Annotated in this window: 22 protein-coding genes; 7 read left to right on the forward strand and 15 right to left on the reverse strand. The window is 43.4% G+C overall.

What is annotated here, in order from left to right:
- Window positions 1-477: 477 nt before the first annotated feature.
- The 3 genes from AC1DO4_RS11565 to AC1DO4_RS11575 form a co-directional block, all read right to left on the reverse strand.
- Window positions 478-1,881: an aminopeptidase P family protein gene (locus AC1DO4_RS11565; protein ID WP_477415877.1), complete on the reverse strand. Its 1,404-nt coding sequence runs from the start codon at window positions 1,879-1,881 to the stop codon at window positions 478-480.
- Window positions 1,882-2,075: 194 nt separating this feature from the next.
- A complete protein-coding gene (gene crtD / locus AC1DO4_RS11570; RefSeq protein ID WP_477415879.1) occupies window positions 2,076-3,563 on the reverse strand; it encodes a 1-hydroxycarotenoid 3,4-desaturase CrtD in 1,488 nt (495 codons plus the stop codon).
- Window positions 3,556-4,569 (reverse strand): dipeptide epimerase, encoded by a 1,014-nt coding sequence (locus AC1DO4_RS11575; RefSeq protein WP_477415881.1) that lies wholly within the window; start codon window positions 4,567-4,569, stop codon window positions 3,556-3,558. The genes crtD and AC1DO4_RS11575 overlap by 8 nt, the downstream gene beginning before the upstream one ends.
- Before the next feature lie 27 nt (window positions 4,570-4,596).
- On the opposite strand from AC1DO4_RS11575, the gene AC1DO4_RS11580 reads away from it, so the two are divergent.
- Window positions 4,597-5,613, forward strand: a complete 1,017-nt coding sequence (locus tag AC1DO4_RS11580) for a hypothetical protein (RefSeq protein ID WP_477415883.1) — start codon at window positions 4,597-4,599, stop codon at window positions 5,611-5,613.
- Here the strand turns inward: AC1DO4_RS11580 and AC1DO4_RS11585 are convergent.
- From AC1DO4_RS11585 to AC1DO4_RS11600, 4 genes are all read right to left on the reverse strand, one after another.
- Window positions 5,582-6,211 carry a rhomboid family intramembrane serine protease gene (locus AC1DO4_RS11585; RefSeq protein WP_477415885.1) on the reverse strand — a complete coding sequence of 210 codons (630 nt, stop codon included), beginning with the start codon at window positions 6,209-6,211 and terminating at the stop codon, window positions 5,582-5,584. The genes AC1DO4_RS11580 and AC1DO4_RS11585 overlap by 32 nt on opposite strands.
- Before the next feature lies 1 nt (window position 6,212).
- On the reverse strand, window positions 6,213-7,958 hold the full coding sequence (locus AC1DO4_RS11590; protein ID WP_477415887.1) for a M14 family zinc carboxypeptidase: 1,746 nt from the start codon (window positions 7,956-7,958) through the stop codon (window positions 6,213-6,215).
- Between the two features lie 128 nt (window positions 7,959-8,086).
- Window positions 8,087-8,443 carry an MmcQ/YjbR family DNA-binding protein gene (locus AC1DO4_RS11595; RefSeq protein ID WP_477415889.1) on the reverse strand — a complete coding sequence of 119 codons (357 nt, stop codon included), beginning with the start codon at window positions 8,441-8,443 and terminating at the stop codon, window positions 8,087-8,089.
- Window positions 8,440-9,207 (reverse strand): hypothetical protein, encoded by a 768-nt coding sequence (locus AC1DO4_RS11600; RefSeq protein WP_477415891.1) that lies wholly within the window; start codon window positions 9,205-9,207, stop codon window positions 8,440-8,442. Before AC1DO4_RS11600 ends, AC1DO4_RS11595 begins: the two co-directional genes overlap by 4 nt.
- Window positions 9,208-9,286: 79 nt before the next feature.
- Between AC1DO4_RS11600 and pepT the strand changes: the two genes are divergently transcribed.
- The 3 genes from pepT to AC1DO4_RS11615 all read left to right on the forward strand — a co-directional run bounded on the left by pepT (window position 9,287) and on the right by AC1DO4_RS11615 (window position 11,731).
- Window positions 9,287-10,537 carry a peptidase T gene (gene pepT / locus AC1DO4_RS11605; RefSeq protein WP_477415893.1) on the forward strand — a complete coding sequence of 417 codons (1,251 nt, stop codon included), beginning with the start codon at window positions 9,287-9,289 and terminating at the stop codon, window positions 10,535-10,537.
- A gap of 69 nt (window positions 10,538-10,606) precedes the next feature.
- Window positions 10,607-11,101, forward strand: coding sequence for an N-acetyltransferase family protein (locus AC1DO4_RS11610; protein WP_477415895.1), 495 nt, complete (start codon window positions 10,607-10,609; stop codon window positions 11,099-11,101).
- Between the two features lie 102 nt (window positions 11,102-11,203).
- A complete protein-coding gene (locus AC1DO4_RS11615) occupies window positions 11,204-11,731 on the forward strand; it encodes a DinB family protein (protein WP_477415897.1) in 528 nt (175 codons plus the stop codon).
- A gap of 159 nt (window positions 11,732-11,890) precedes the next feature.
- On the opposite strand, the gene AC1DO4_RS11620 is transcribed toward AC1DO4_RS11615, so the two are convergent.
- Both AC1DO4_RS11620 and pdhA read right to left on the reverse strand, forming a co-directional pair.
- Window positions 11,891-13,549 carry a dihydrolipoamide acetyltransferase family protein gene (locus AC1DO4_RS11620; protein ID WP_477415899.1) on the reverse strand — a complete coding sequence of 553 codons (1,659 nt, stop codon included), beginning with the start codon at window positions 13,547-13,549 and terminating at the stop codon, window positions 11,891-11,893.
- 45 nt (window positions 13,550-13,594) lie between these two features.
- Window positions 13,595-14,590 (reverse strand): pyruvate dehydrogenase (acetyl-transferring) E1 component subunit alpha, encoded by a 996-nt coding sequence (gene pdhA, locus AC1DO4_RS11625; RefSeq protein WP_477415901.1) that lies wholly within the window; start codon window positions 14,588-14,590, stop codon window positions 13,595-13,597.
- 505 nt (window positions 14,591-15,095) lie between these two features.
- On the opposite strand from pdhA, the gene AC1DO4_RS11630 reads away from it, so the two are divergent.
- Together AC1DO4_RS11630 and AC1DO4_RS11635 are read left to right on the forward strand one after the other, a co-directional pair.
- Complete coding sequence (locus AC1DO4_RS11630; protein ID WP_477415903.1) at window positions 15,096-15,680, forward strand: C40 family peptidase; 585 nt, start codon at window positions 15,096-15,098, stop codon at window positions 15,678-15,680.
- A 101-nt stretch (window positions 15,681-15,781) separates the two neighbouring features.
- Window positions 15,782-16,876 (forward strand): CapA family protein, encoded by a 1,095-nt coding sequence (locus AC1DO4_RS11635; protein ID WP_477415905.1) that lies wholly within the window; start codon window positions 15,782-15,784, stop codon window positions 16,874-16,876.
- A 74-nt stretch (window positions 16,877-16,950) separates the two neighbouring features.
- Here the strand turns inward: AC1DO4_RS11635 and AC1DO4_RS11640 are convergent, their stop codons facing one another.
- The 3 genes from AC1DO4_RS11640 to rlmD all read right to left on the reverse strand — a co-directional run bounded on the left by AC1DO4_RS11640 (window position 16,951) and on the right by rlmD (window position 19,528).
- Complete coding sequence (locus AC1DO4_RS11640) at window positions 16,951-17,460, reverse strand: phosphoribosyltransferase family protein (protein WP_477415907.1); 510 nt, start codon at window positions 17,458-17,460, stop codon at window positions 16,951-16,953.
- A gap of 133 nt (window positions 17,461-17,593) precedes the next feature.
- Window positions 17,594-17,995, reverse strand: a complete 402-nt coding sequence (locus AC1DO4_RS11645) for a hypothetical protein (RefSeq protein ID WP_477415909.1) — start codon at window positions 17,993-17,995, stop codon at window positions 17,594-17,596.
- 129 nt (window positions 17,996-18,124) lie between these two features.
- The gene (gene rlmD / locus AC1DO4_RS11650; RefSeq protein ID WP_477415911.1) at window positions 18,125-19,528 is read right to left on the reverse strand and encodes a 23S rRNA (uracil(1939)-C(5))-methyltransferase RlmD; all 1,404 of its coding nucleotides are present in this window, start codon (window positions 19,526-19,528) and stop codon (window positions 18,125-18,127) included.
- A gap of 629 nt (window positions 19,529-20,157) precedes the next feature.
- Here rlmD and AC1DO4_RS11655 point away from each other — a divergent pair.
- A complete protein-coding gene (locus AC1DO4_RS11655; protein WP_477415913.1) occupies window positions 20,158-20,436 on the forward strand; it encodes a hypothetical protein in 279 nt (92 codons plus the stop codon).
- On the opposite strand, the gene AC1DO4_RS11660 is transcribed toward AC1DO4_RS11655, so the two are convergent.
- Genes AC1DO4_RS11660 through pheS form a run of 3 tightly spaced genes read right to left on the reverse strand, consistent with a single transcriptional unit; the run spans window position 20,433 to window position 22,462 of the window.
- Window positions 20,433-21,014, reverse strand: coding sequence for a TetR/AcrR family transcriptional regulator (locus tag AC1DO4_RS11660; RefSeq protein ID WP_295718190.1), 582 nt, complete (start codon window positions 21,012-21,014; stop codon window positions 20,433-20,435). The genes AC1DO4_RS11655 and AC1DO4_RS11660 overlap by 4 nt on opposite strands.
- A 3-nt stretch (window positions 21,015-21,017) precedes the next feature.
- Window positions 21,018-21,431 carry a Rieske (2Fe-2S) protein gene (locus AC1DO4_RS11665; RefSeq protein WP_477400765.1) on the reverse strand — a complete coding sequence of 138 codons (414 nt, stop codon included), beginning with the start codon at window positions 21,429-21,431 and terminating at the stop codon, window positions 21,018-21,020.
- Window positions 21,428-22,462, reverse strand: a complete 1,035-nt coding sequence (pheS, locus tag AC1DO4_RS11670) for a phenylalanine--tRNA ligase subunit alpha (protein WP_477415915.1) — start codon at window positions 22,460-22,462, stop codon at window positions 21,428-21,430. Before pheS ends, AC1DO4_RS11665 begins: the two co-directional genes overlap by 4 nt.
- Window positions 22,463-22,490 lie beyond the last annotated feature (28 nt).

The following is a 22,490-nucleotide window of genomic DNA, read 5'->3' on the forward strand; positions in this document are numbered from 1 at the left end:
GCTTCGTTCCTCGCAATGACGGTGGTTGTTGGGTTCTAAAACCAACGCGTCATCTCTGTTTCTTCCAGTATAGTTCGCGGGTGCTTCGTTCCTTATAAGCTCTCGTTTTCCCCTAAACCGTCAGCAGACAAGCTTCGGGCGAAAACGGGCAAAACGATGTGGGGCTGTGCGGCTGCAGGGCATAGGAAGTTTTTGCACGTGCGTGGACTAAGCGCACCGGGGCAAAATAATTCCAGCCCAGGTTTTGCCCGTTTTGCAGGGCAGAGGCCCCGAGCGCAAAGAAGCATTTCTGCTGACAGCCCTTTTGGTTACTTTTGTGGCGACAAAAGTAACTAGGCCCTCCCGCGGCCATGAGCGGGACGATGTTATCGATTACCACAAAGTAATTTAGCACCCAAATAGCGGCTCTGTACAGTTGGGGATTGCTTCGTGCCTCGCAATGACGGTGGTTGTTAGGCACATCGTTGTTGGGCCAGTTTATCCCTTCAACCCTTCTATTTCCTTCAAACTCTTTGGCAAATACTTACCCAGCAGGTGACTGCCGGTGTCGGTTATCAAAAAGTTGTCCTCGATACGGATGCCGCCGAAATCGCGGTAGGTGTTCAGTACGTCGTAGTTGATGAAGTCGGCGTATTTCTTTTCGGCCTGCCAGCGGTCTATCAGTTCGGGGATAATGTAGATACCCGGTTCGATGGTGAGCACGTAGCCGGCTTCCAGCTCGCGACCGAGGCGCAGGGATTTAAGGCCGAAAACGGTGGTTTCTTTTTTAAGGGTATCGGTGTAGCCAACGTAGGGTTCGCCAAGGTCTTCCATATCGTGGGTATCCATGCCCAGCATGTGGCCCAGTCCGCACTGAAAAAACATGGTATGCGCGCCTGCGGCAACCGCCTCTGCCGCATCGCCTTTCATGATGCCCGCCTGACTTAGGCCTTCAACCAGTTTCTGGCAGGCTGTAAGGTGAATGTCCTTGTACCGCACACCCGGTTTCAGCATGCTGATGGCGTGGTCCATGGAGTTTAATACCACTTCGTACAATTCGCTTTGACGGGCGGTAAACCTGCTGCCAACCGGAACGGTACGGGTAAGGTCGCCGCCATAATGCATGGCATTTTCGGCGCCTATATCGCAAAGCAGCATCTGGCCGTCCTGCAGGGTGTGCCCGTAGTAATGGGTATGCAGGGTTTCGCCCCTGGGCGTTATAATGGCGGGGTAACCCAGGCGCGAGTCGGCTGCTATGGCTACTTCATTTGCCTTAGCCACCAGCTCGTAACCTTTAATGCCGGGGCGGGTGTTTTTAATAACGGCCAGCTGCATATCCACGCTTGTGGATACCGCTTTTTCCATTTCAGCAATTTCCAGGGGAGTTTTGATCACCCGCTGGGCAATTACCGCTTTTATAAGTTTAACAGAAACATGGTCGGCCACGTCCTGCAGACTAACATTGAGCCAGGCGGCCAGTTTAATTTTATTTTCGGGGCGGTAAGGCGGCAGTATATGCGCCTTGCGACCGGTGGTTTGCGCTTTGTGGATGTAATGAGTTACTTCATCATACGGGCGGGTTTTGGCAACGCCAACCATGGCGGCCATTTGGCTAACGGTGGGCAGTACGCCGGTCCAGATGATGTCGTCGATACTGAGCTCGTTACCGAAGATGACCTCTTCGCCGGTATCGGTATCGATGATGGCTGCCAGCCCGGCAACATCCAGCCCGAAGTAGTACAGGAAGCTGCTATCCTGGCGGTAGCTGAAATGATTATCCTTATAGTTCATGCTGCTTTCCTCGTTGCCCAGGAGCAGGATAAGGCCATCATTGGCCATGCTGTTTTTTAGTACCTGCCGCCTATCGGCATAAACCTGCTTATCGAATAGTTGAAGATTCATGGCGCAAATATAAGCCCCCCGGACTCCTGAAAGGAGAGTTTTGATTGGATATTTTTTAACAAAAGCAGGGGCACTTCTTAAAGTGCAAAAAATCTCGATTTTTCTCGATTTTTTCTGGATAAATCCCCTATTTTTCCCGTTTTTTTTGTGCTTTTTCCCCTATAAATCTGCATTTTTTTTCTCAAAAACGGCCTTTAAGAAGTTTTAGGGGCGTTTTCGCTAATCCAGCCGCTCACAATTTTTGCCGAGAGCAAACAAAGCGGAATCCCACCGCCCGGATGAACACTCCCCCCGCAGAAATACAAATTTTTAATTTTGGACGACCGGTTGGCATGCCTCAAAAATGCCGCGAACCGGCTGTTGCTGCTGTTGCCATAAAGCGCCCCCTGATATGATGAAGTTTTACTTTCGATACCCCGCGGATCGAGGATACTTTCGGATACAATGAGCCGGCCGATATCGTCGCCCAAAATGCGGGTAAGCTTTTTGAGGATGTTTTCGCGGGCTGCGGCTATTAGGCTATCCCAATCCTGCCCGGTGTTGGCAGGCACATTGATCATGGTGAACCAGTTTTCGCAGCCTTCGGGGGCATCATCGGTTTTATATTTCGAGCTGATATTGAGGTAGATAGTGGGATCATCAAAGAGATTCTTGTCTTTCCAGATGTGGTCAAACTCGGCCTTATAATCAATACTGAAAAATATGTTGTGCAGGTCGAGCTCCGGAAACTGCCTGTTGATACCCCAGTAAAATATCAATGCCGAACTGCTGCGCTCCTGCCCCAGGATCTTTTTGGGGAACAAATGCCCGTGCCCCTTTAATAGTTTATGATAGGTAAACCAAACATCCATGTTGGAAACAACCAGGTCGCCGGTTACTATGCCGCCGTTAACGTTCAAGCCAATCAGCTGCCGGTTGTTTACCAATATCTGCAAAACAGGCGTGTTGAAATGGAATTTTACATCCAACGATTTTGCCAGCATTACCAAACTTGTAATAATGCTGTACATGCCCCCCTCTGGAAAGTATGCGCCAAAGTGCTGCTCCAAATGTGGGATTACGTTAAGCGTTGCCGGTGCCTCGTAAGGGCTTGAGCCATTGTAAGTTGCATAGCGATCATAAAACTGCACCAGCCGTTCGTCCTTAAAAAAACCTTCATTAGCCTTATGCATGGTCTTGAATGCATCTATCTTTGAAAAGCTGAAAACAGACTTTATAGTATCCAGGTCCAAATAAGTTTTAAGCCTGTGCAACGACTTCTCCAGGAAAACATGGCTGGTAACCCTGTAAATATCAGCGCTTTTGGCCAGGTATTTTTTTATAGACCCCGCAGGTTCGCCCGTATTTTTATTTACCTCTTCGGCAAACAGATCGGCATCTGCAAAGGCATTTAGCTTTGTGCCGTCTTCGTAAAAGTATTGGCATACTTTATCAAGCTTTCGGTACTTAAAAAAATCGGAAGGGGTTTTTCCGGCAAGCGTAAACAGCTCATCAACATAAGCCGGCATGGTGAACAAGCTCGGCCCGGCATCAAACCTAAAGCCATCCTGTTCAAATTCAGATAGTTTACCGCCGGGACAAGTGTTCGCCTCAAAAACTTCAACCTGGTGTCCCTGTACCGCAAGCCTTATCGCTGTCGCGATGCCTGCAATACCCGCGCCGATGATTAAAGCCTTAGGCATTGCGTATTCCCAATCCCGGGTCGTTATTCAATATATACTTACCATCGGCAAAACCGGGCATCTGGTATGGGTTATTGCTTACCAAAAATGGTCCGTCCAGGTCAACCCAATCGCATTGCGGAGCTAAAGCCAAACCAGCTAAAGCGGCGCAGCTGGTTTCTGTCATACAGCCTATCATAATCTGCAGTCCAAGTTCACGTGCTTTGGTTATCATCCGCTTTGCCTCGTACATCCCTGCCGATTTCATGAGTTTGATGTTTATGCCGGTATACACGCCATTGGCTTTTTCCACGTCCTCAAAACGCTGTACAGCCTCGTCGCCTATAATAGGAATAGGGCTACGCTCCGTGAGCCAGGCATTGCTGTCGGGGTCGGTTTTAAGCATAGGCTGCTCTATAAGCTGCACGCCTTGCTCCTGCAGCCAGTAAGTCATATCCAGGCTTTGCTGCAGGTCCGTCCATCCCTGGTTGGCATCAACATATAAAGGCACGTCGGTAACCGAGCGTATGGTATTAATGAGCTCTTTATCCGTATCCCTGCCAAGCTTCACCTTTATCACTTTAAAACCTTCGGCCTCCTTTACTTTTTTGATGATCATTTCGGGCGTATCAATGCCGATGGTGAAACTGGTTATCGGCATCAGGGAGGGGTTGCTACCTAATAATTGCCAGCAGGACTGTTGCTTTATTTTACCAGCCAGGTCATACAGGGCAATATCGATGGCGGCTTTTATTGCCGGGTTGCCGGGGGCAATGCTATCCAAATAGCTGATTATCGACCCAAAATCAAATGGATAGCCGAACTGATTGATATCAACCTTACTCAAAAACTCGGTTGCGCTTTGGTGACTTTCGCCCATATAGGGCACCATAGATGCTTCACCGTAACCGGTATAGCCTTCGTGTTTTAGCTGCACCAGCATAACCGGGGTTGTGGTGCGCGAAAACTTAGCTATGGTAAAAGCGTGCTTTAATTGCAGTTCGAAGGGTTGATATGTCAGTTCCATGTTAAAAACCAAAGCTAAAAGTTTAGAATGAAATTCGTGCTTATCTTTGCGGCCATGCCGGCACAAATTTATTCACCGTTTGAGAGTTTTAATTTCAGTAACAGCAAATGCTTCCTTACGGGAGAGGCTTTAAATTCTGAAGAAGAAAAGATCCAGGTTTTTCCGCAATGGCTCATGAGCCGTTACAAGCTGGAAGATCAGCCCTTTAAACTGCTTGATGAAAGCATGGCCACCTACAAGGACCTAAAACTACCTTGCAGCGCCATTGTGAACGAGCAATATCTTGAACCGCTTGAAGCAGAAATAGCCGCGGCCTTTGAAACCGGCTACGATGCAGTAAAAGAACTTGATGAGTTGAAATTGTTTCAGTGGGCAGGCAAACTGCTTTATGGGATCATTTTTAACGAGATCCAGGCTGGCATACGGCAGCAGCACGCGCAGGGTGAAGAGTTTAATATTTCGCAGTCCATCATCCATAAGTTCAGCAACCTGCATTTAATGCTGCAAACTCTTAACCTGCCTATCGAACTGGATGGCTTTAAGCCCTTTAGCCTGAATTTATTTAAGGTGGATAATGCGGATGATGTGTTTGGCTATCGCGATGAGGTCAACACCCTCACATTTTCTTTAAGAATAAAAGATTTTGGATTGATCATTTGCCTGCAGGATAATGGTGCTAATAGCAGCTATCATAAAAAAATGCTGGAAAAAATAAAAGGCCATACCCTGCACCCCATCCAGTTTGAAGAAGTGAACGGCCGTTTTTTCTACTCGGCGTACCTGTTTAACCGCCTGCCCGAGTACAATATTATGCCAGTTGGCGATACTATTTATATAGAGGCTATGCCCCTACGTGGCACCAGCAGCAAGCCATTGTTTGACGACTGGGTAAATAAAATTTATGGCCAGGTATTGGAAAACTTCTGGAAAAACTGGGGCTTCCTGCTGTTAGAGATCATCAAAAACCCCGAAAAACCCATGAGCTTTTTGTTTAACGCCGAGGGTGATTTTATTACTGCAGCAACGATTGAACTTTCCCGGTAATTTGCTGAAAAAAGAAAGGTACAATACCTGGATGAAACAGGATAGTGATCATCAAACCGCTAAGCGCGCCGTAAAAGTGAGCATCGTGGTTAATGTTATCGCGTGAATATTTAGTTGCATAGCTGCAATATACGAGGTACAAGACACCAAATACAACCGCATAAATTGGTATGGGTAAAGGCAGTATCATCATTTTATCAAGTGGATTATACAATATCGCGCTAAAAACTATGGCGCTTACCGCACCTGATGCACCAAGGCTATAGTAGCTGTAATTTTCCTTATGTTTTATTACCGATGGCATGTCGCTTAATATCAGGCTTAAAACGTACAATACCCCAAACTGCCAATGCCCCAATACAGGCTCCAGCTGAAAGGCGAAAAAGTAGTACGACATCATGTTAAAAAACAGGTGCATCCAGTCTTTATGAATTAACCCGCTGGTGATGATGGTATAAATATAACGCCCGCGCGAAACGTTGTAAGGATGCAGCATCAGCCTGCCATACAGGTTTTGATTACCAAAAGCGATTAACGAGGTAATAATAGTTATTACAAATATTATTGAAGCCACGGGGGCCAGTGTAAGATATTCCATATTATTTAAGATCGAGTTTGAGATTGGTTAAAAGGCGGCCTACCGGGTAGCGCATATATGTTTTTTCGAAGTATGGCGAATTACGGTACACAAAGAAAAGCTGAGCCTGGGCACTATTGGCCAACTGCGGGTCTTTAGCTTTGGCATCGTCCAGTTTTTGCTTCAAGGCCGGATCTTTTTTTAACAGATCGGCAGCTTTATCTTCAAAAACGTAATCAGAAAAGTATTCCTTTTCGCCCAGCACCGAATCAAAAAAATTCCAGGCAAAAAATGAATCTATACCCTGCGGCTCCAGTGTTTCCACAATATAGCGGTTTATAGGTTGATTGGTAGATACAACGAAATCACCCGCATAAAATTTTACAGCCATATCAACCGGGTTTAACTGTACGCTGTTATGCAGGTAATGGCCCTCAAACGGGCGGGTTGGCGTTTTAATATCGCCAAAGTAATACATTTGCAAGGTAAGCGTAGTGTCATGCGCCAATTGCTGCATTTTTACACCGTTTAGTTTAAACAGGTCTATCACTTTACCCCATGCCTGCGGAATCACGTAGGCAACGGGTTTATCAGCCGTTATTGTAATTTTATAGGTATTATAAAACTTAATCACCCTGGTATAGGGCTTACCCCTATCGTAATATAAACGCTTAAGCCCGCTTACTTCGCTGGTTTTGCAACCTGCTTCATAACCTTTAAAGGTAATGGTATCTACCTTTTGCATATCCACCTCCCATTTAAGGGCAAATGTTTTTTGCCGTGCAACTGCTGCATCTGCTTTCTGCTTTAGCTCACCAATTAGTTTGGCATCGCGCTGGCTAATATCAATAAGATGCTGCATAAAATCATAAGTGGCATATACCCTTTTATCAAATGCTTTCAACATATGCGTTTCGGTAATATAGCTGATGATGTTATGCTGAGCGGTAAAGCCGGTTGCAAACCGCGGCGTTTCCAAAAAGCTAACGATACCAGAATCCGGCAAACCTTCTTCGCCTGCACCATAAGGTATCATCTCGTAGCCGCTTTTTTTCATATGACTGTACAGGTAGGGCGTAAGTATTTTAGTGGTATAATCTGCCAGTATAGGGGTTTGTTTGTCCTTTTGGGTTTCTATCAGCGTCATTACATACTGGTAATCGGCACCGTCGCTGGTATGGTTATCCAGGAAAATCTCGGGTTTCCAGGTGGTTAATATTTGCGTAAAAGCAAGCGCGTTGCGGCTATCGGCCTTTATAAAATCGCGGTTCAGGTCGAGGTTGCGGTAATTACCCCTGAAACCATAGGCCACCGGCCCGTTTTGGCTTACCCGGCTTTGGCCGCGATTAAGGTTACCGTCGATATTGTAAAGTGCTATAAAGCAAAGCACAACATCTTTAGGTACCTCGTTCTTTTTTAGCAGATCGCGTACCAGCATCATACTGGCATCAATGCCTTCCGGCTCGCCGGGGTGGATGCCGTTATTGATAAGCAGCACCCGCTTGTCCTGTTTTTTTATCAATGCCGGATCAAAAACCCTGTCTTTTGAAAGTACAATCAACGTCAAAGGTTTGCCTGCGTCGGTAGCACCATAATTGATCATTTTCATTTGCTGCGGGTACAGCTTGCTGAGCTTTTGGTAATAGCTAATTACCTCAGCATAAGTAGCAGTATAGTTTTTATCCTTACTTAACTCAAATGGCGTAAGCTGGGCTTTTGCAATTATACAGATGAAAAAGAAAACTATAGCTGATAAAAATGCTCTCATGAAATTGCTTTGGATCAAAGATAGAGCCAAGAGATTAGAATCAAGAGATAAGATTTAGAAAAATTCTGTTACAAACCCGCAGTATCGATCATTATAGTAGAAAAATCCTGATTTATCGATTTTGCTTCTTATCCTAATCCGGCAATCTCAGCCTGCACTTTTTTGGGCAGGCTTTTTACCACCTGCTCATAAGAGTGGTCTATCATTTCGCAAAGCTGTTTACGGGTTAATGAGCCATCCATGTAAACGGTATTCCAAAGTTTTTTATTCATGTGGTAGCCAGGGATTACTTCGGTATAGCGTTCGCGCAGGTCAACGGCCAATTCAGGGTCGCATTTTACGTTAAAACGATTACCCGCTGTAAGGCCTATCAACAGGAATATTTTATCGCCTACTTTAAAAACCAAAGTATCTTCTCCAAAGGGGAAACCCTCTGTTGTACCTGGTTTTTGCAGGCAATAATCACGTAATTCTTCTATGTTCAATATTGAAATTTCCTGATAAGTTTGTTGTATGATGTTAGATGAGTATAAAAGTTATACTTTATACCTACTGATACAAATACATACTGGTCAAGTGCATTGTTTTTGTATTTCGAGACCGGATCGTTATAGCCATCAAGCCCTTCTCCAATATCATAGTAATGTTGTATGCCAATGTCAATTCCATAACGGGGCATATTATAGTCATCATAAATTTTAAATTCATAACCAAACCTAAGAGGGATAATGAGGTTAAATCCTTTATCTTTTCCGCGAAAGCCTTCAGCAGACCCGGGATCTGGAAAAACATGTACATCATTTTCCGGGAATCGGTTATAGCGCTCAATCCTGGTTATTTTATTATATATGAACCCAATACCTGTACCCACGTAAAAGTTTTTAATTTTATCTAAAAACCAACTATCCGAGTAATCAATTATTTCGCCGGCCTGCAGGTCGGCATGAAAGTTCAACGAAATGTAGGAATTGGTAAAATACCTGCCAGACGCGTCTTCCGCACGAGTTGGACCACCGCCCGAAAAGGTTCCTTTTTGCAGTTCGAGAACGATGGGCAGGAATGGGCTATAATTGTAAACAAGATTAAAATTAAACGCAGGGTGATAATCCTGCTTTTTAAGATCGGCCTCCGCTTTGCCATAGCTTGCACCTGCGGCTATGCCAAATTCGTAATAGTTATATCCACTTTGTGCCTTAACCGTAACAGCACCTGAGCAAGCCAAAACAAAAAACAGAATATATTTTTTCAATGTTAAATTTTAATCAATATTTACAAATGGCAACCAACCGGATTTATTACCGGTCATAAAAATTTTACTAATATAGCTTATGAGTTTTAATTCGCCGCTAAATTTTACAGTAACAGAACGCTTTTTGCGTTATGTTACCATTGATACGCAATCTGACCCTGCTTCGGTTACATTTCCCTCAACAGAAAAACAAAAAAACTTAAGCAGGCTGTTAGTTGATGAGTTGCTGGCAATAGGTGTTACCGATGCCCATTTAGATGAGTTTGGATATGTATACGCTACCGTTCCCTCAAATACCCATAAACCTGTGCCTGTAATTTGTTTTTGCTCGCATGTGGATACGGCGCCCGATTGCAGTGGGGCTAATGTAAAGCCCATTGTTCATCAAAATTACCAGGGGCAGGATATTATTTTGCCGGATGATACTGCACAGATTATCAAACTGGCCGACCACCCCAACCTTAAAAATCAGGTAGGCCATGATGTGATCACCGCCAGCGGCCTTACTTTATTGGGAGCCGATAACAAAGCCGGAGTAGCCGAAATTATGGATGCCTGTTACCAGCTGATAAACCATCCGGAAATAAAACATGGCGACATCCGCATATTATTCACCCCCGATGAAGAGGTGGGCCATGGTGTTGATCATGTGGATATTGCCAAACTGGGGGCCTATGCTGGCTATACCATTGATGGCGAAAGCGCCGGGAACATGGAAAATGAAACATTCTCTGCCGATGGTGCAAGACTGACCGTACAGGGTGTAAGCGCTCATCCCGGCTTTGCTAAAGGCAAAATGGAAAGCGCCATAAAAATTGCAGGAGAGATCATCGCGGCTTTGCCAGATGAGTTATCGCCCGAGCATACCGAAGAAATGGAGGGTTTTGTACACCCGGTAAGTATAGAAGGACATGTTGAAACCGCCGGCATTGATTTTATTATCCGCGATTTTGACGAGGATAATTTAAAAGTCCATGCAGATGTGATCCGTAAAACGGCAGATGAAGTATTGAAACGCTATCCAAATTCTGCTTATACTTTAGTCACCAGCCAGCAGTACCGTAATATGAAAAATATACTGCAACAGCACCCAGAGATAGTTGACAATGCCATGGAAGCCATTAACAGAACCGGCCTGACTGCCAAATTATGCAGCATCCGGGGCGGCACAGATGGTTCAAGACTATCGTTCATGGGTTTACCCTGCCCTAATATATTTGCAGGCGAGCACGCCTTTCATAGTAAGCAGGAATGGGTATCGGTACAGGATATGCAAAAGGCGGTAGAGACCATCCTACACCTTTGCATGATCTGGGAAGAAAAAGCATAATAAGCTTAAAGCAGAATGCACAAAGCTTAAAGCCAATCAACTTATTTGAGATTAACAGACAATAAAAAAATGTATACTATAAGGAAGGCCACAGTTAACGATGTTGACACCATATTGCAAATAGCCGATACCACCTGGTGGGAAGCATATTCGCCTATATTGGAGAAAGAACAAATAGAATTTATGCTGAATGAAATTTATTCGGCAGATAAGATCAGTAAACAGGTGGCGGAAGACCTGCAGACTTACCTGCTATTAGAAGAGAAGGGGATACCCGTTGCTTTTGCCGCCTATTCGCCACGCGAGGAAAATGCAGATATTTTTAAGCTTCACAAGCTGTACTGCCTGCCGCAAACCCAGGGCAAGGGCTACGGTAAAATACTAATTAACGCAGTAGCGCAAAAAACCAAAGATGCAGGAAAGCACATTTTGGAACTTAATGTGAACAGAAGTAATAAGGCCCTGAATTTTTACGGGAAGATGGGCTTTGCAATTGCTTATGAAGAGGATATCGCTATAGGGCCATATTGGATGAATGATTACGTGATGCGGAAGGAACTATAAGCCTAAAATTCATTTGTCGCAAATCGCCCTCGAAAAAGTCTTTATTGCCACCCAACCAGGTATTTACTTTTGCCGATATTTGAGTCAATAAAAACCAACGAGATGAAAGATCAATCACAAACAAGCGCTTTACCACAACCCTTAGCTGTTCAGTTTGAATCTACCGCTGATGAATTTATGCAGGTAATAACATCCATTAAACAGGATGAGATTAACCGCATCCCATTTGAGGGAAGCTGGACGGCAGGACAAGTGATTGAACATATCAGACTATCGGTTTTGGGTACAATATCAATAATAAATGCCGCGGTTAAAACAACAGAAAGAAGCCCGGATAAATTTGCCAAAGCAATAAAAGACCTGTTTTTAGATTTTGATGCCAAATACCCTACTGCACCCATGCTGGTCCCTGCCGATAAACACTATGACAAGAATGTTTTAATGACAGAACTGGCATCAGTTTTTAAAGAATTACAAGAAAATATACAAACCAAAGATCTGACAGATACCTGTGTTGCTTCCGAATTTACCGGCATAGGTTACCTTACCCGGCTGGAATGGATTACTGTCGCCATTTATCATACACAAAGGCATGTGCATCAATTGAAGGAGATTATCGGGAAGCTTTAAGCTGTTAAGGCAATCACTATAAACAATTCTTTTTGTCGCCGTTAAGCGTAACAATGGATTTTAGTGTAAATAAAAAAGAGCGATAAGTATAAACCCATCGCTCTTTGTCTTTTATCTTTTGTCCTTTGTCTATCGTCTATTAGTCCTTAATCCAAAGACTTATATCAACAACCTTACCGGTTCTTCCAGTAATGATTTTAGCGTTTGCAGGAAGGCTGCGGCCGTTGCGCCATCAACCACACGGTGATCTGCGCTTAGCGTAACCTTCATAATGTTGCCTGGTACCACAGCGCCATTTTTAACAACCGGAACCGCTTGTATTCCGCTTACAGCAAGGATACAGGCATTTGGCGTATTAATAATAGCAGTAAACTCATCAACACCAAACATACCTAAGTTTGATATGGTGAAGGTTGAACCTTCCATTTCGGCAGGCTGTAATTTTTTAGCTTTCGCTTTGCCGGCAAATTCTTTCACTTCAACCGAGATGTGGCTTAATGATTTACCATCAGCAAATTTAATAACCGGTACCAGCAAACCTTCGTCAACAGCAACCGCAACACCAATGTGGATATGTTCGTTGGTGCGAATCTTATCGCCCATAAATGCCGAATTAATAGCAGGGTGTTGTTTTAAGGCAACTGCGCATGCTTTTAATACAAAATCATTAAACGATATTTTAACCGGGGCCACATCATTGATGCGGGTACGGGCTGCAATAGCCTGGTCCATATCGATGCTCATGGTTACGTAAAAATGCGGTGCGGTAAATAAGCTTTCGCTTAAACGGCGGCTTATTGCTTTACGCATTTGTGTAACCGGCCTTTCGCTGAATTTTTCTTCGCCTGTGTAAGTTGGCAAAACAACAGGAGCTTTTGCAGCTGGTGCAGAAGCGGGAGCAGCGGTTGCCGGTGCGCTTTCTGCAGCTGGTTTTGCACCTGGTGTATAATCTTCAATATCCTTTTTAATGATACGGCCGCCTTCTGCGCTGCCTTTTACATCATTAAGGTTAATGCCTTTATCTTTAGCAATTTTACGCGCAAGTGGCGATGCTTTAACACGGCTGTCATCTGCAGATGATGAAGCAACAGGGGCAGCATCAGTGCTTGCCGCTTTGGCTTCTGGTGCAGCTTCTTCTGCAGGCGCGGCAGCTGGGGCATCGCCTGTATCCTGCAATAACGGCGTAATATCGGTACCTTCTTTTCCTACAATGGCTATAATGCCATTTACAGGAGCGGCCTCGCCTTCTTTAGGGCCAATATATAAAAGTGTACCCGCTTCGTAACCCACAACTTCCATAGTAGCCTTATCGGTTTCCACATCAGCTAATGAGTCGTCAGATTTTACTTTATCACCAACTTTAAAGTTCCATTTATTGATAACGCCCTCGGTCATGGTATCGCTAAGCGCAGGCATACGTATTACAGTAGCCGGTATGCTTGAAAGGTCAACCTTTGGCGCAGCAGTAGCGGCAGGTTTTTTATCAGCAACCGGTGCCGCTTCCTTAGCCGGTGTTGCTTCTTTAGCCGGCGCAGCAGATTCTCCTGCACCATCGGCAAGGGCTGCTTTGTAATCTTCACCATCTTTACCTAAAACGGCAATTACAGCATCAACCGGAACGGCGCTACCTTCTTCAACACCTATATATAATAAGGTGCCATCCTGGTACGATTCAAAATCCATGGTAGCTTTATCAGTTTCAATCTCGGCCAATACATCGCCGGATTTTACTTTATCGCCAACTTTCTTATGCCATTTCGCCAATACCCCTTCGGTCATGGTATCGCTCATTTTAGGCATTCTAACTACTTCGGCCATATACTATTTATATGTGTTATAAAAAATTTGGTATAAATATAACGGTTAGTCCCTAATGTAAGGGTAATCGCTTTGAACGTAAACGTCGGTATATAATTCAGAAGCCTCCGGCCATGGTGATTCTTCGGCAAACTTAACCGATTCATCAACCAATACTTTTACCCTTGCATCAACTTCTTCAAACCATTTCTCGTCGGCATAAGCTTTTTCAACAATAGCCTGGCGGGTTATTTCAATCGGATCTTTTGCTTTGTAGCTTTCCAATTCCTCTTTAGTGCGGTATTTTTGAGGATCGGACATAGAGTGACCCTTATAACGATAAGTACGCATTTCCAGGAATGTAGGGCCTTCGCCGGCACGTGCACGTGAAATAGCCTCATCCATTGCTACGTGTACTGCGGCAGGGTCCATACCATCAACAGCTGATGAGGGGATACCATAAGGTAAGCCCAATTTATAAATATCAGTTTGGATAGTAGTACGGGCCACAGAAGTACCCATGGCATAACCATTGTTTTCGCAAACAAAAATTACGGGCAGTTTCCAAAGCGCAGCCATATTAAAGGTTTCGGTAAGTGCACCCTGGCGCACCGCTCCATCGCCCATATAGGCTATGTTCACAAACTCAGTTCCCTTATATTGCTCGGCAAAAGCGATACCTGCACCCATTGGCACCTGTCCGCCAACTATACCGTGGCCACCGTAAAAGTGTTTTTCTTTATCAAACATGTGCATTGATCCACCTTTGCCTTTTGAGCATCCGGTTGCTTTACCATATAACTCGGCCATGATGGCATTTGGTGTTACCCCTTTTGCCAAAGCATGCGCGTGATCGCGGTAAGCGGTGATCATACTGTCTTCCTGTTTCATTACAGACATGGCTCCGGCCAGCACGGCCTCTTGCCCAATATACAAGTGGCAAAAGCCCCTGATCTTTTGTTGTCCGTATAGTTGTCCTGCTTTTTCCTCGAACTTACGCATCAACAGCATTTGTTCGTACCACATCAGGTAAGTGTCCTTTGTTATTTCGATTGAACTCATGTAATTAAACAATCTTTTTCTTGGAGTAAAGCGCAAATCTAATTATATCCTTTAAATTATCGAAACCGCAACCAATTTGTTATGCAGATTTATTTTTTATTTTATATTAGGATGTTTTATAAGCATTATAACGCCTGTTTTGCTTGTTTAACCAAACTTTATAATGCTATTTTACGGTTTTACAAAAGCATTTCGACCAATTTTCTGCGTCCGAACCGTCAAAAAGACATGATTGTCCTTAATTTCAGACTTTTTTTTACACCAATCCTGTAATAAATAATACATTAAGAATCGCGCCTCACAACATTATGTAATCGTTCTTCGTAATAGTAACAGCGTTAAATTAATAAGATTTTTAGTTGAGCGTGTTTATTTATATTTTTTGAAAAAAAAGTGCGTTTTATTTGCAAATTTAAAAAATATGGATAGTTTTGTATTCAACGATAGACAAAGTGTCTAATTTAATAAACAATTTGTTGACCCTATCAACAATTCAACTGATTAAATGAAGAAATTTGCCCTGGCTATTGCCCTTATTTTCACTGTTTTAGCTTCGCAAGCTCAAACAAAAAATGTTACAAGTGTTGCTGAGGATAAAACCGATGAACAGGACGGTTTAGCAAAAACATACTTATCTCAAATTATGGGTGTCGCGTTATCCGCAACCTCAAACATGAAACTTTTTCACTTTGTTTATGATTGGATTGGTACCCCCTACCACTTTGGTGGCAGCTCCAGAAAAGGTATCGATTGCTCGGCATTTACCAAAGAATTATACAGCGAGGTTTTTAACCTTGATATCAAAAGAAATTCACGCGATATTTTCAGCATGGTTAATCCTGTTAACAAGGATGAGCTTAAAGAAGGCGACCTGGTTTTCTTTAAAATACATAGCCGCAGGATATCGCACGTAGGTATTTACCTTGGTGGCGGCAGATTTGCACATGCATCATCAAGGGGCGTAGCTATCAGCAGCCTTGATGACGAATACTATAGCCGCTATTTTTACAGGGGAGGCCGCATGCTTGCTTCGTTTAAAGATGAGTTGAGCAATACCCCTGCAACCAACGACGAAGAGGATAATAATTAAAAGAAATTCAATTAAATACCTAAATTAGTCCTTTCATGAACATGAAGGGACTTTTTTTTTCCGCACGATTTTTTTTATTGCCTATAACCTTTTGCACTGCAATGTTTTTTCAAGCCTGTGAAAACCCCGCGCTTATTAAACATCGCCTGGCGCGGCATAAGGAGAAGGCGGTGATAACCCAACCAATAAAAATCATTCCTGTTCGGCCCGATTCATTATGCATTGCCGCAGTAGGTGATATTATGCTGGGCACATCATACCCAGACAGCACTACCCTGCCGCCAGACAGTGCCATCAATAGCTTTAGAGCCGTAAAACCTGAATTGAAAGGTGCAGATGTAATATTTGGCAACCTGGAAGGCTCGCTGCTTAATAATGGCGATCCTGCGCATTTTAAATTACACCAAAAAAGCAAGGCCTTCCTGTTTCGGATGCCTACTAAATATGCCTCGGTTTTAAAAGATGCCGGCTTTAATGTACTTAGCTTAGCCAACAATCATATTAACGATTTTGACGTAAACGGTCGCAAAAGCACCATTCAAACGCTGGATAGCCTGGGCATTAATCATGCGGGACTGCTGGTTAAACCTTCAACCGTTTTTCAATTGAATGGCGTTAAATATGGCTTTTGCTCATTTGCTCCCAATGCAAACACGGTACCAATACTCGATCTGAAAGGCGCGGCCCGCATCATCAGCGAATTGAAACAACGTTGTGATGTCGTTATTGTATCTTTTCATGGCGGCGGCGAGGGTGTTGATTTTGAGCATGTGCCCTGTGCAATGGAAAGCTACATTAATGAAAAACGGGGCGATGTGCATGCTTTTGCGCATAATGCTATTGATGCAGGGGCCGATCTGATCCTTGGCAATGGGCCTCATGTTAACCGCGCTATAGAACTTTATAATAACCGGCTGATTGCTTATAGCCTTGGTAATTTTTGCACCTATCGTTGTGTAAGCGTGGCCGGTATTTGCGGCCTGGCGCCTATGCTGAAAGTATATGTAAATAAAAAAGGCGAGTTTTTGAAAGGCCGGATTTTATCGTTCAGGCAAGCCCATGATACCGGACTGGTTAAGGACACCCTGAACCGGGCAGCTATAAGGATCAGGACACTTACCGAATCAGATTTTCCGGGGAGCGGGTTGAGCATTTCTGATGAGGGAGAGATAGCGGCAACAGTACCGGCAACATAATAGCTTTGGTACTAAAGCCGCAAAGTTTTTGACAATTGTACTGCATTAACCTTCGTAAAAGAAAGTTAATGCTATTACCTCAAATAAACCGCATCCTCTTCGCCCTCTTCATCAAGCACAACATCAACATGCTCTTTAATTACCGTGGATAAAGCCATGCCTGCAAAATCGGTTGTTACAGGGAAGCTTTTGTGGTTACGATCTACCAATACTGCTGTACGCAATTTTTTGAGGGGTACATCCAGGAAAACACCAAAGCCATACGCAAGGGTTTTACCGCTATTGAGCACATCATCTACCAGGATCACTACTTTGTTACTGCACTCCGTTACATCAAAATTAATTTTGGCCTGCAGGCTGCTGCTTTGCTTATCCAGTTCAATAGATAACAGTTTACAGCTAAAGGGAGCTATTTCTTCAAGAATGGCTTTCAGCCTTTTGGCAATGTGGTTACCACTGGGCATAATGCCGGCTATCATTATTTCTTCTTCGTCGAAATTATCTTCCAGTATCTGGTAAGCAATACGGTCGAGCTTTTGCTGTATCTGTTGCTGGTTTAATATCAGGAGTTTTTTTTCAGACATGTGGATTAATTGTTGTAATGTTTGAAGGTTGGAACGTTGTAATGTTACTTTTATGCGATGTAAATATACAAGTCCGTTTTAACGTTTTGCAAAGTAACCTTTCAACTTTGCAACATTAAAACTTTGCGACAGCTTATTTTTTATACGGAACGTAAACAAAATTTGCTCCCTCCGGCACTACCACAAACACGCACATAAATTCATTAGGGTTTTTATAGCTGTTGATGAAACGGTCTTTTAATTCGGGCTTAATTACACCACGTTCGGTGAATTCTTCAAGCGTTGAAGCGTGGATGCTCCAATCCGAATTAAGATCATGCCTGTCAAGTATCAATTCTCCTAATTTGAGTTCGTGCTGGTGGGCGATGAAAATGGGATATGAAGATAAACCTTCCATCATGATCTCGATAGCTACCTCATGAATAGAATCCGTAAAAAATTTAAGATCTCGCTCCAGGCTCAGTAACGGACTGTTCTTTGCCGCTTCCTGGCTGTCTTTATTATTACCTTCGTTTAACAGGTCTTCGGGTTGCATACGTTAGAAAATTCTAAATGATAAACTCTAAATCCAGAAAGGGAAAACTCCAGGCAGATAAGCTCTAATTCCAAAAAGAGTCTTTTGTCCTTTATCCTTGCTCCTTTTTCTTTCTGTCCTTCCTCTCCGCTACCTCAATACCAACAGCACAACATTCTCTACATGCTGTGTATGCGGAAACATATCAACGGGTTGTATTTTTACTGTGTCGTATTTTTCTTTTAATACAAGCAAATCCCGGGCCTGTGTAGCTGCATTACAGCTTACATAAACTATTTTTGGGGCCTCAATTTCCATCAGGCGGGCAACTACATCCGGATGCATGCCTGCACGCGGCGGATCGGTAATGATCACATCAGGCTTGCCATGTTCGATTACAAAATCCGCCACCAGCACATCCTTCATATCGCCGGCATAAAATTTTGTATTGGTGATATTGTTAATGGCCGAGTTTATTTTGGCATCTTCAATAGCTGTAGGCACATACTCCACACCAATAACTTCGCGTACATCCCCTGCTATGAAGTTGGCAATGGTACCGGCGCCGGTGTACAGGTCGTAAACCAGTTCATCCCCGGTGAAACCTGCAAAATCACGGGTTATTTCATACAGGCGCAAGGCCTGGATACTGTTGGTTTGGTAAAATGATTTTGGACCGATACGGAATTTTATACCATTCATTTCCTCATGGATAAATTCGGGGCCTTTAAAGGCTATTACGTCCTGGTCAAAAATAGTATCGTTCTTTTTTTGGTTAATGATGTATAGCAGTGAAGTAATCTCTGGAAAACCTGCATCTATAAAGCTCATCAGCTTGTTCACCTCATCTTCGCTCACATACGCAAAAACCACAATTACCATCACCTCGCCTGTTGATGAGGTACGTACAATAAGGTTACGCAAAGCGCCATGGTGATTGCGCAGATTATAAAAAGAATAGCCTTGTTCTATCACAAAATCGCGGATGCTGTTACGCAGATCATTTGATGGTTCGGCCTGCAGGTAGCAGTGTTTTACATCAAGTATTTTATCAAAACGGCCGGGGATATGAAAGCCCAGCGCATTCATATTGAGCGTTTCGTCCTCCTTGTTCTCGCCATCATACAACCAGCGTTTATCACTAAAGGTGTACTCCAGTTTGTTACGGTAATAACGGTCGGCCGGGGAAGGAATAATATCCATGATACCGTCGACATCAATTTTGGCAATGCGACCAAGCGCGTCTGCGACAGATTTTTGTTTGAATTTTAACTGCGCCTCATAGGTCATGTGTTGCCATTTACAGCCCCCACAGGTACCAAAATGTTCGCAGAAAGGATCGGTACGGTACTCCGATGGTTGTTTTAGTTGGGTGATTTTTGCCTCACCAAAATTCTTTTTGCTGCGGTAAACCTGCACATCAGCAACATCGCCGGGGATTGCTTTATCAACAAAAAGCACAAAGTCATCTGCCTTGCCTACCCCTTTACCCTCTTCGGCAATATCAATTATCCGAACGTCTTCAAAAAACTTCTGTTTCGCAACTTTATTCATCAGGCTGCAAAGTTATGCAAAAAAGCATAATCAGGAAGCACGATACAACAATCAAGGTGTTAACATACAAAAGGCGGCATGCTGTTATTGCTAAGCAAACAAGCTTAACAGGTAACTTATTATACCCTTTGTTGCTTTTTCCTCAACCTCGAACTCCTCATCTATCTGGTCAGAAAAATCTGTTAGTTCACGACTCATGGCATTTTGGATTTACTATGCAAACATAGCAAATAACATACTAAAAACCAATATGGTATATGGTATTTTTGAAAATAAATTTCTTTCTCACTTTTTCACTTAGAACACTTGAAGGAAGTGTCCTAAGTGAAACATGAGCGCGTTGCTATTGGCGATGATTAATGTCTGTCCCAGTTTATCTTCCGCGAGAAATACATTAATATACCAAGTTCAATTCTTTCACAGAAGAATAAAAAAATTTTTGAATCACAAAGTCAATGAAGAAATAAAATTAATGATTCGAATATCACGCGTAATGTTCTATATCTTTATAGATGACCACGCAGGAACAAATATATAATTGGTTAATAGTCGGCCTTCAACAGTCACCGACGAGATTTTCGGAGGTGTTTTATTACGATAGACGCGACAATCAGTTTTTTTCGATTTTAATGACTGATTACCTTTTGTTTGACAAAAATGGAGAGTTAGCCGGAGATATAGTCACCAACTATTCACAAAACACATTAACTCTGCTTACAGACAGAATAAGGAGAGTCAATATTGATAACAGGGTAATTGGTGTTCCCCGGCTTGGCGATACCGAAGGCGATTATCTGGAGCAGGTGGATACCTTTTTAAATCTAAATTCAATTAATATAGAAGCTTCAACCATTTGGGATGTAGAGGAAAGCGGCACTATAAGTTTTAAAATAGATGAAAAGCTTTAAACCGCAATAGCAGCCTTTACCAAATAAGGAAGAATCTCTTTTTGAAAAGAAACAAAGTTCTTACGTACATCTGAATCACTCACCGAAGTAAACGCGAAGCTGAACACTATGCTTTTACTGCATTTAATTAAAAACCGCAATCGCTGGTGGTAGGTTTCATGCTTGCGGATACCCGGCAGTTGGATAAATGAAGCCATTAACATTTCTTCCAGCTCGTTGGATAAGTTCTTTAAAAAATCCTGGGAGTTGGTTGATTCGCGAATGAAATCCCAACCTATAAATTCGTTGCAAACGGTGTACGACAGGCGACAGGTTTTCATGATGAGGTTATTGAGGTGAGCCTCTTCATCCATATCGGGCGTGTTACTTTGAACCAGGTCATCAACACTGGCTTTAATATAGTCCATTAGCAAAATATGCAGTACGGCCTCTTTACTATCAAAGTATTTATAGATAGTGGCCTTTGCAATTTTTGCTTTTTTGGCAATTTCGTTAACACTGGTTTTATGGTAACCGAATTTACGGAATAGATCTTGAGCTGCCCGCTTTATACTGTCTTTTATTTTATCGGCTTCCATGAATTAGTTGGATACGGTTATCGTATAATTATAATAACTTACAATATAGCTCCTTAATGCTTTAGTTGCCGGGGCCTTTACAGGCGTTCCATCGCTCAGCGAAAACATTGATCCGCTGCATGGATCAGTTACTGTAAAGCCGGAGGCATCAAGTGTTACGGCGCATTTTTTTTCGGGCTGATAGCTGCTGCAACGATCATAGGCAACATACCCGCCGGTTGCTGTACGGTAAATAATTAACCCGGCAACACCATAACCGCTTATAAAAACCACACCGCCGGCACTGTTAAGCGCCGATAGGCTGGGATCATTTATTGCCCTCGAGAAATTCACCGGTACACTGGGTACATAGTCTGTAGCTTTGCCGCATGAAAAATAGCATAAGCTAATGAATGCTATCATCAGCAGCCTTCTCATAGCATCTCGGTTGTAAACTGCTTCAGGAAGCGCACATCATTTTCTGAGAACAGGCGCAAATCGCGAATAACGTATTTAAGATTGGCAATTCGTTCCATACCCATACCAAACGCAAAACCAGTAAATTTCTTACTATCTATACCGCAGTTTTCCAAAACATTCGGATCAACCATACCGCAACCCAATATTTCAACCCAGCCGCTGTATTTACACATGTTACAGCCAGATCCTTTGCAAATGGTACAGGATATGTCCATCTCGGCAGATGGCTCAGTAAACGGAAAATACGATGGGCGGAAACGCACCCTGGTGCCTTCGCCGTAAAGCTCCTGCACAAAGTGATAAAGCGTTTGTTTCAGATCGGCGAAGGATACGTTTTCATCAACATACAAACCTTCTACCTGGTGAAAAAAGCAATGAGCACGTGCCGAAATGGCCTCGTTACGGTAAACCCTGCCGGGCATAATAGCCCTGAATGGTGGTTTGCCATGCTCCATCATCCTCACCTGTACCGATGAGGTGTGGGTACGCAAAGCGATATCATCCTTTCCGTTGTTCTTTTTAATAAAAAAGGTGTCCTGCATATCGCGCGCAGGGTGTTCTTCGGGGAAGTTCAGTGCCGAAAAGTTATGCCAGTCGTCTTCAATCTCTGGTCCTTCTGCAACAACAAAGCCCAGGCGCTTAAATATATCGATGATCTCGTTACGTACCAATGATAAAGGGTGACGCGAGCCAACAGTGAAGCCATCGCCAGGCAAAGTCAAATCGATATCCAGGTCTTTAGCTTGCGGACCAGCGTCAAAACCGTCCTTTAATTCCGTATATTTTGCCTCGGCCAGTTGCTTAAACTGGTTAAGTACCTTTCCAAAGGTCCGTTTTTCTTCGGGGCCGACATTTTTAAACTGCTCAAACAAGTCTTTGATAATTCCCTTGGTGCCTAAAAACTTTATCCTGAACGTTTCCAATTCATCGGCATTCACCGGTGAAAAGGCGTTGATCTCGGCAGTATATTGATCTATTTGAGCTTGCATTATTTTCCTTAACTATTATTAAACAGGC

This window comes from Mucilaginibacter sp. P5_A6 (assembly GCF_056400585.1).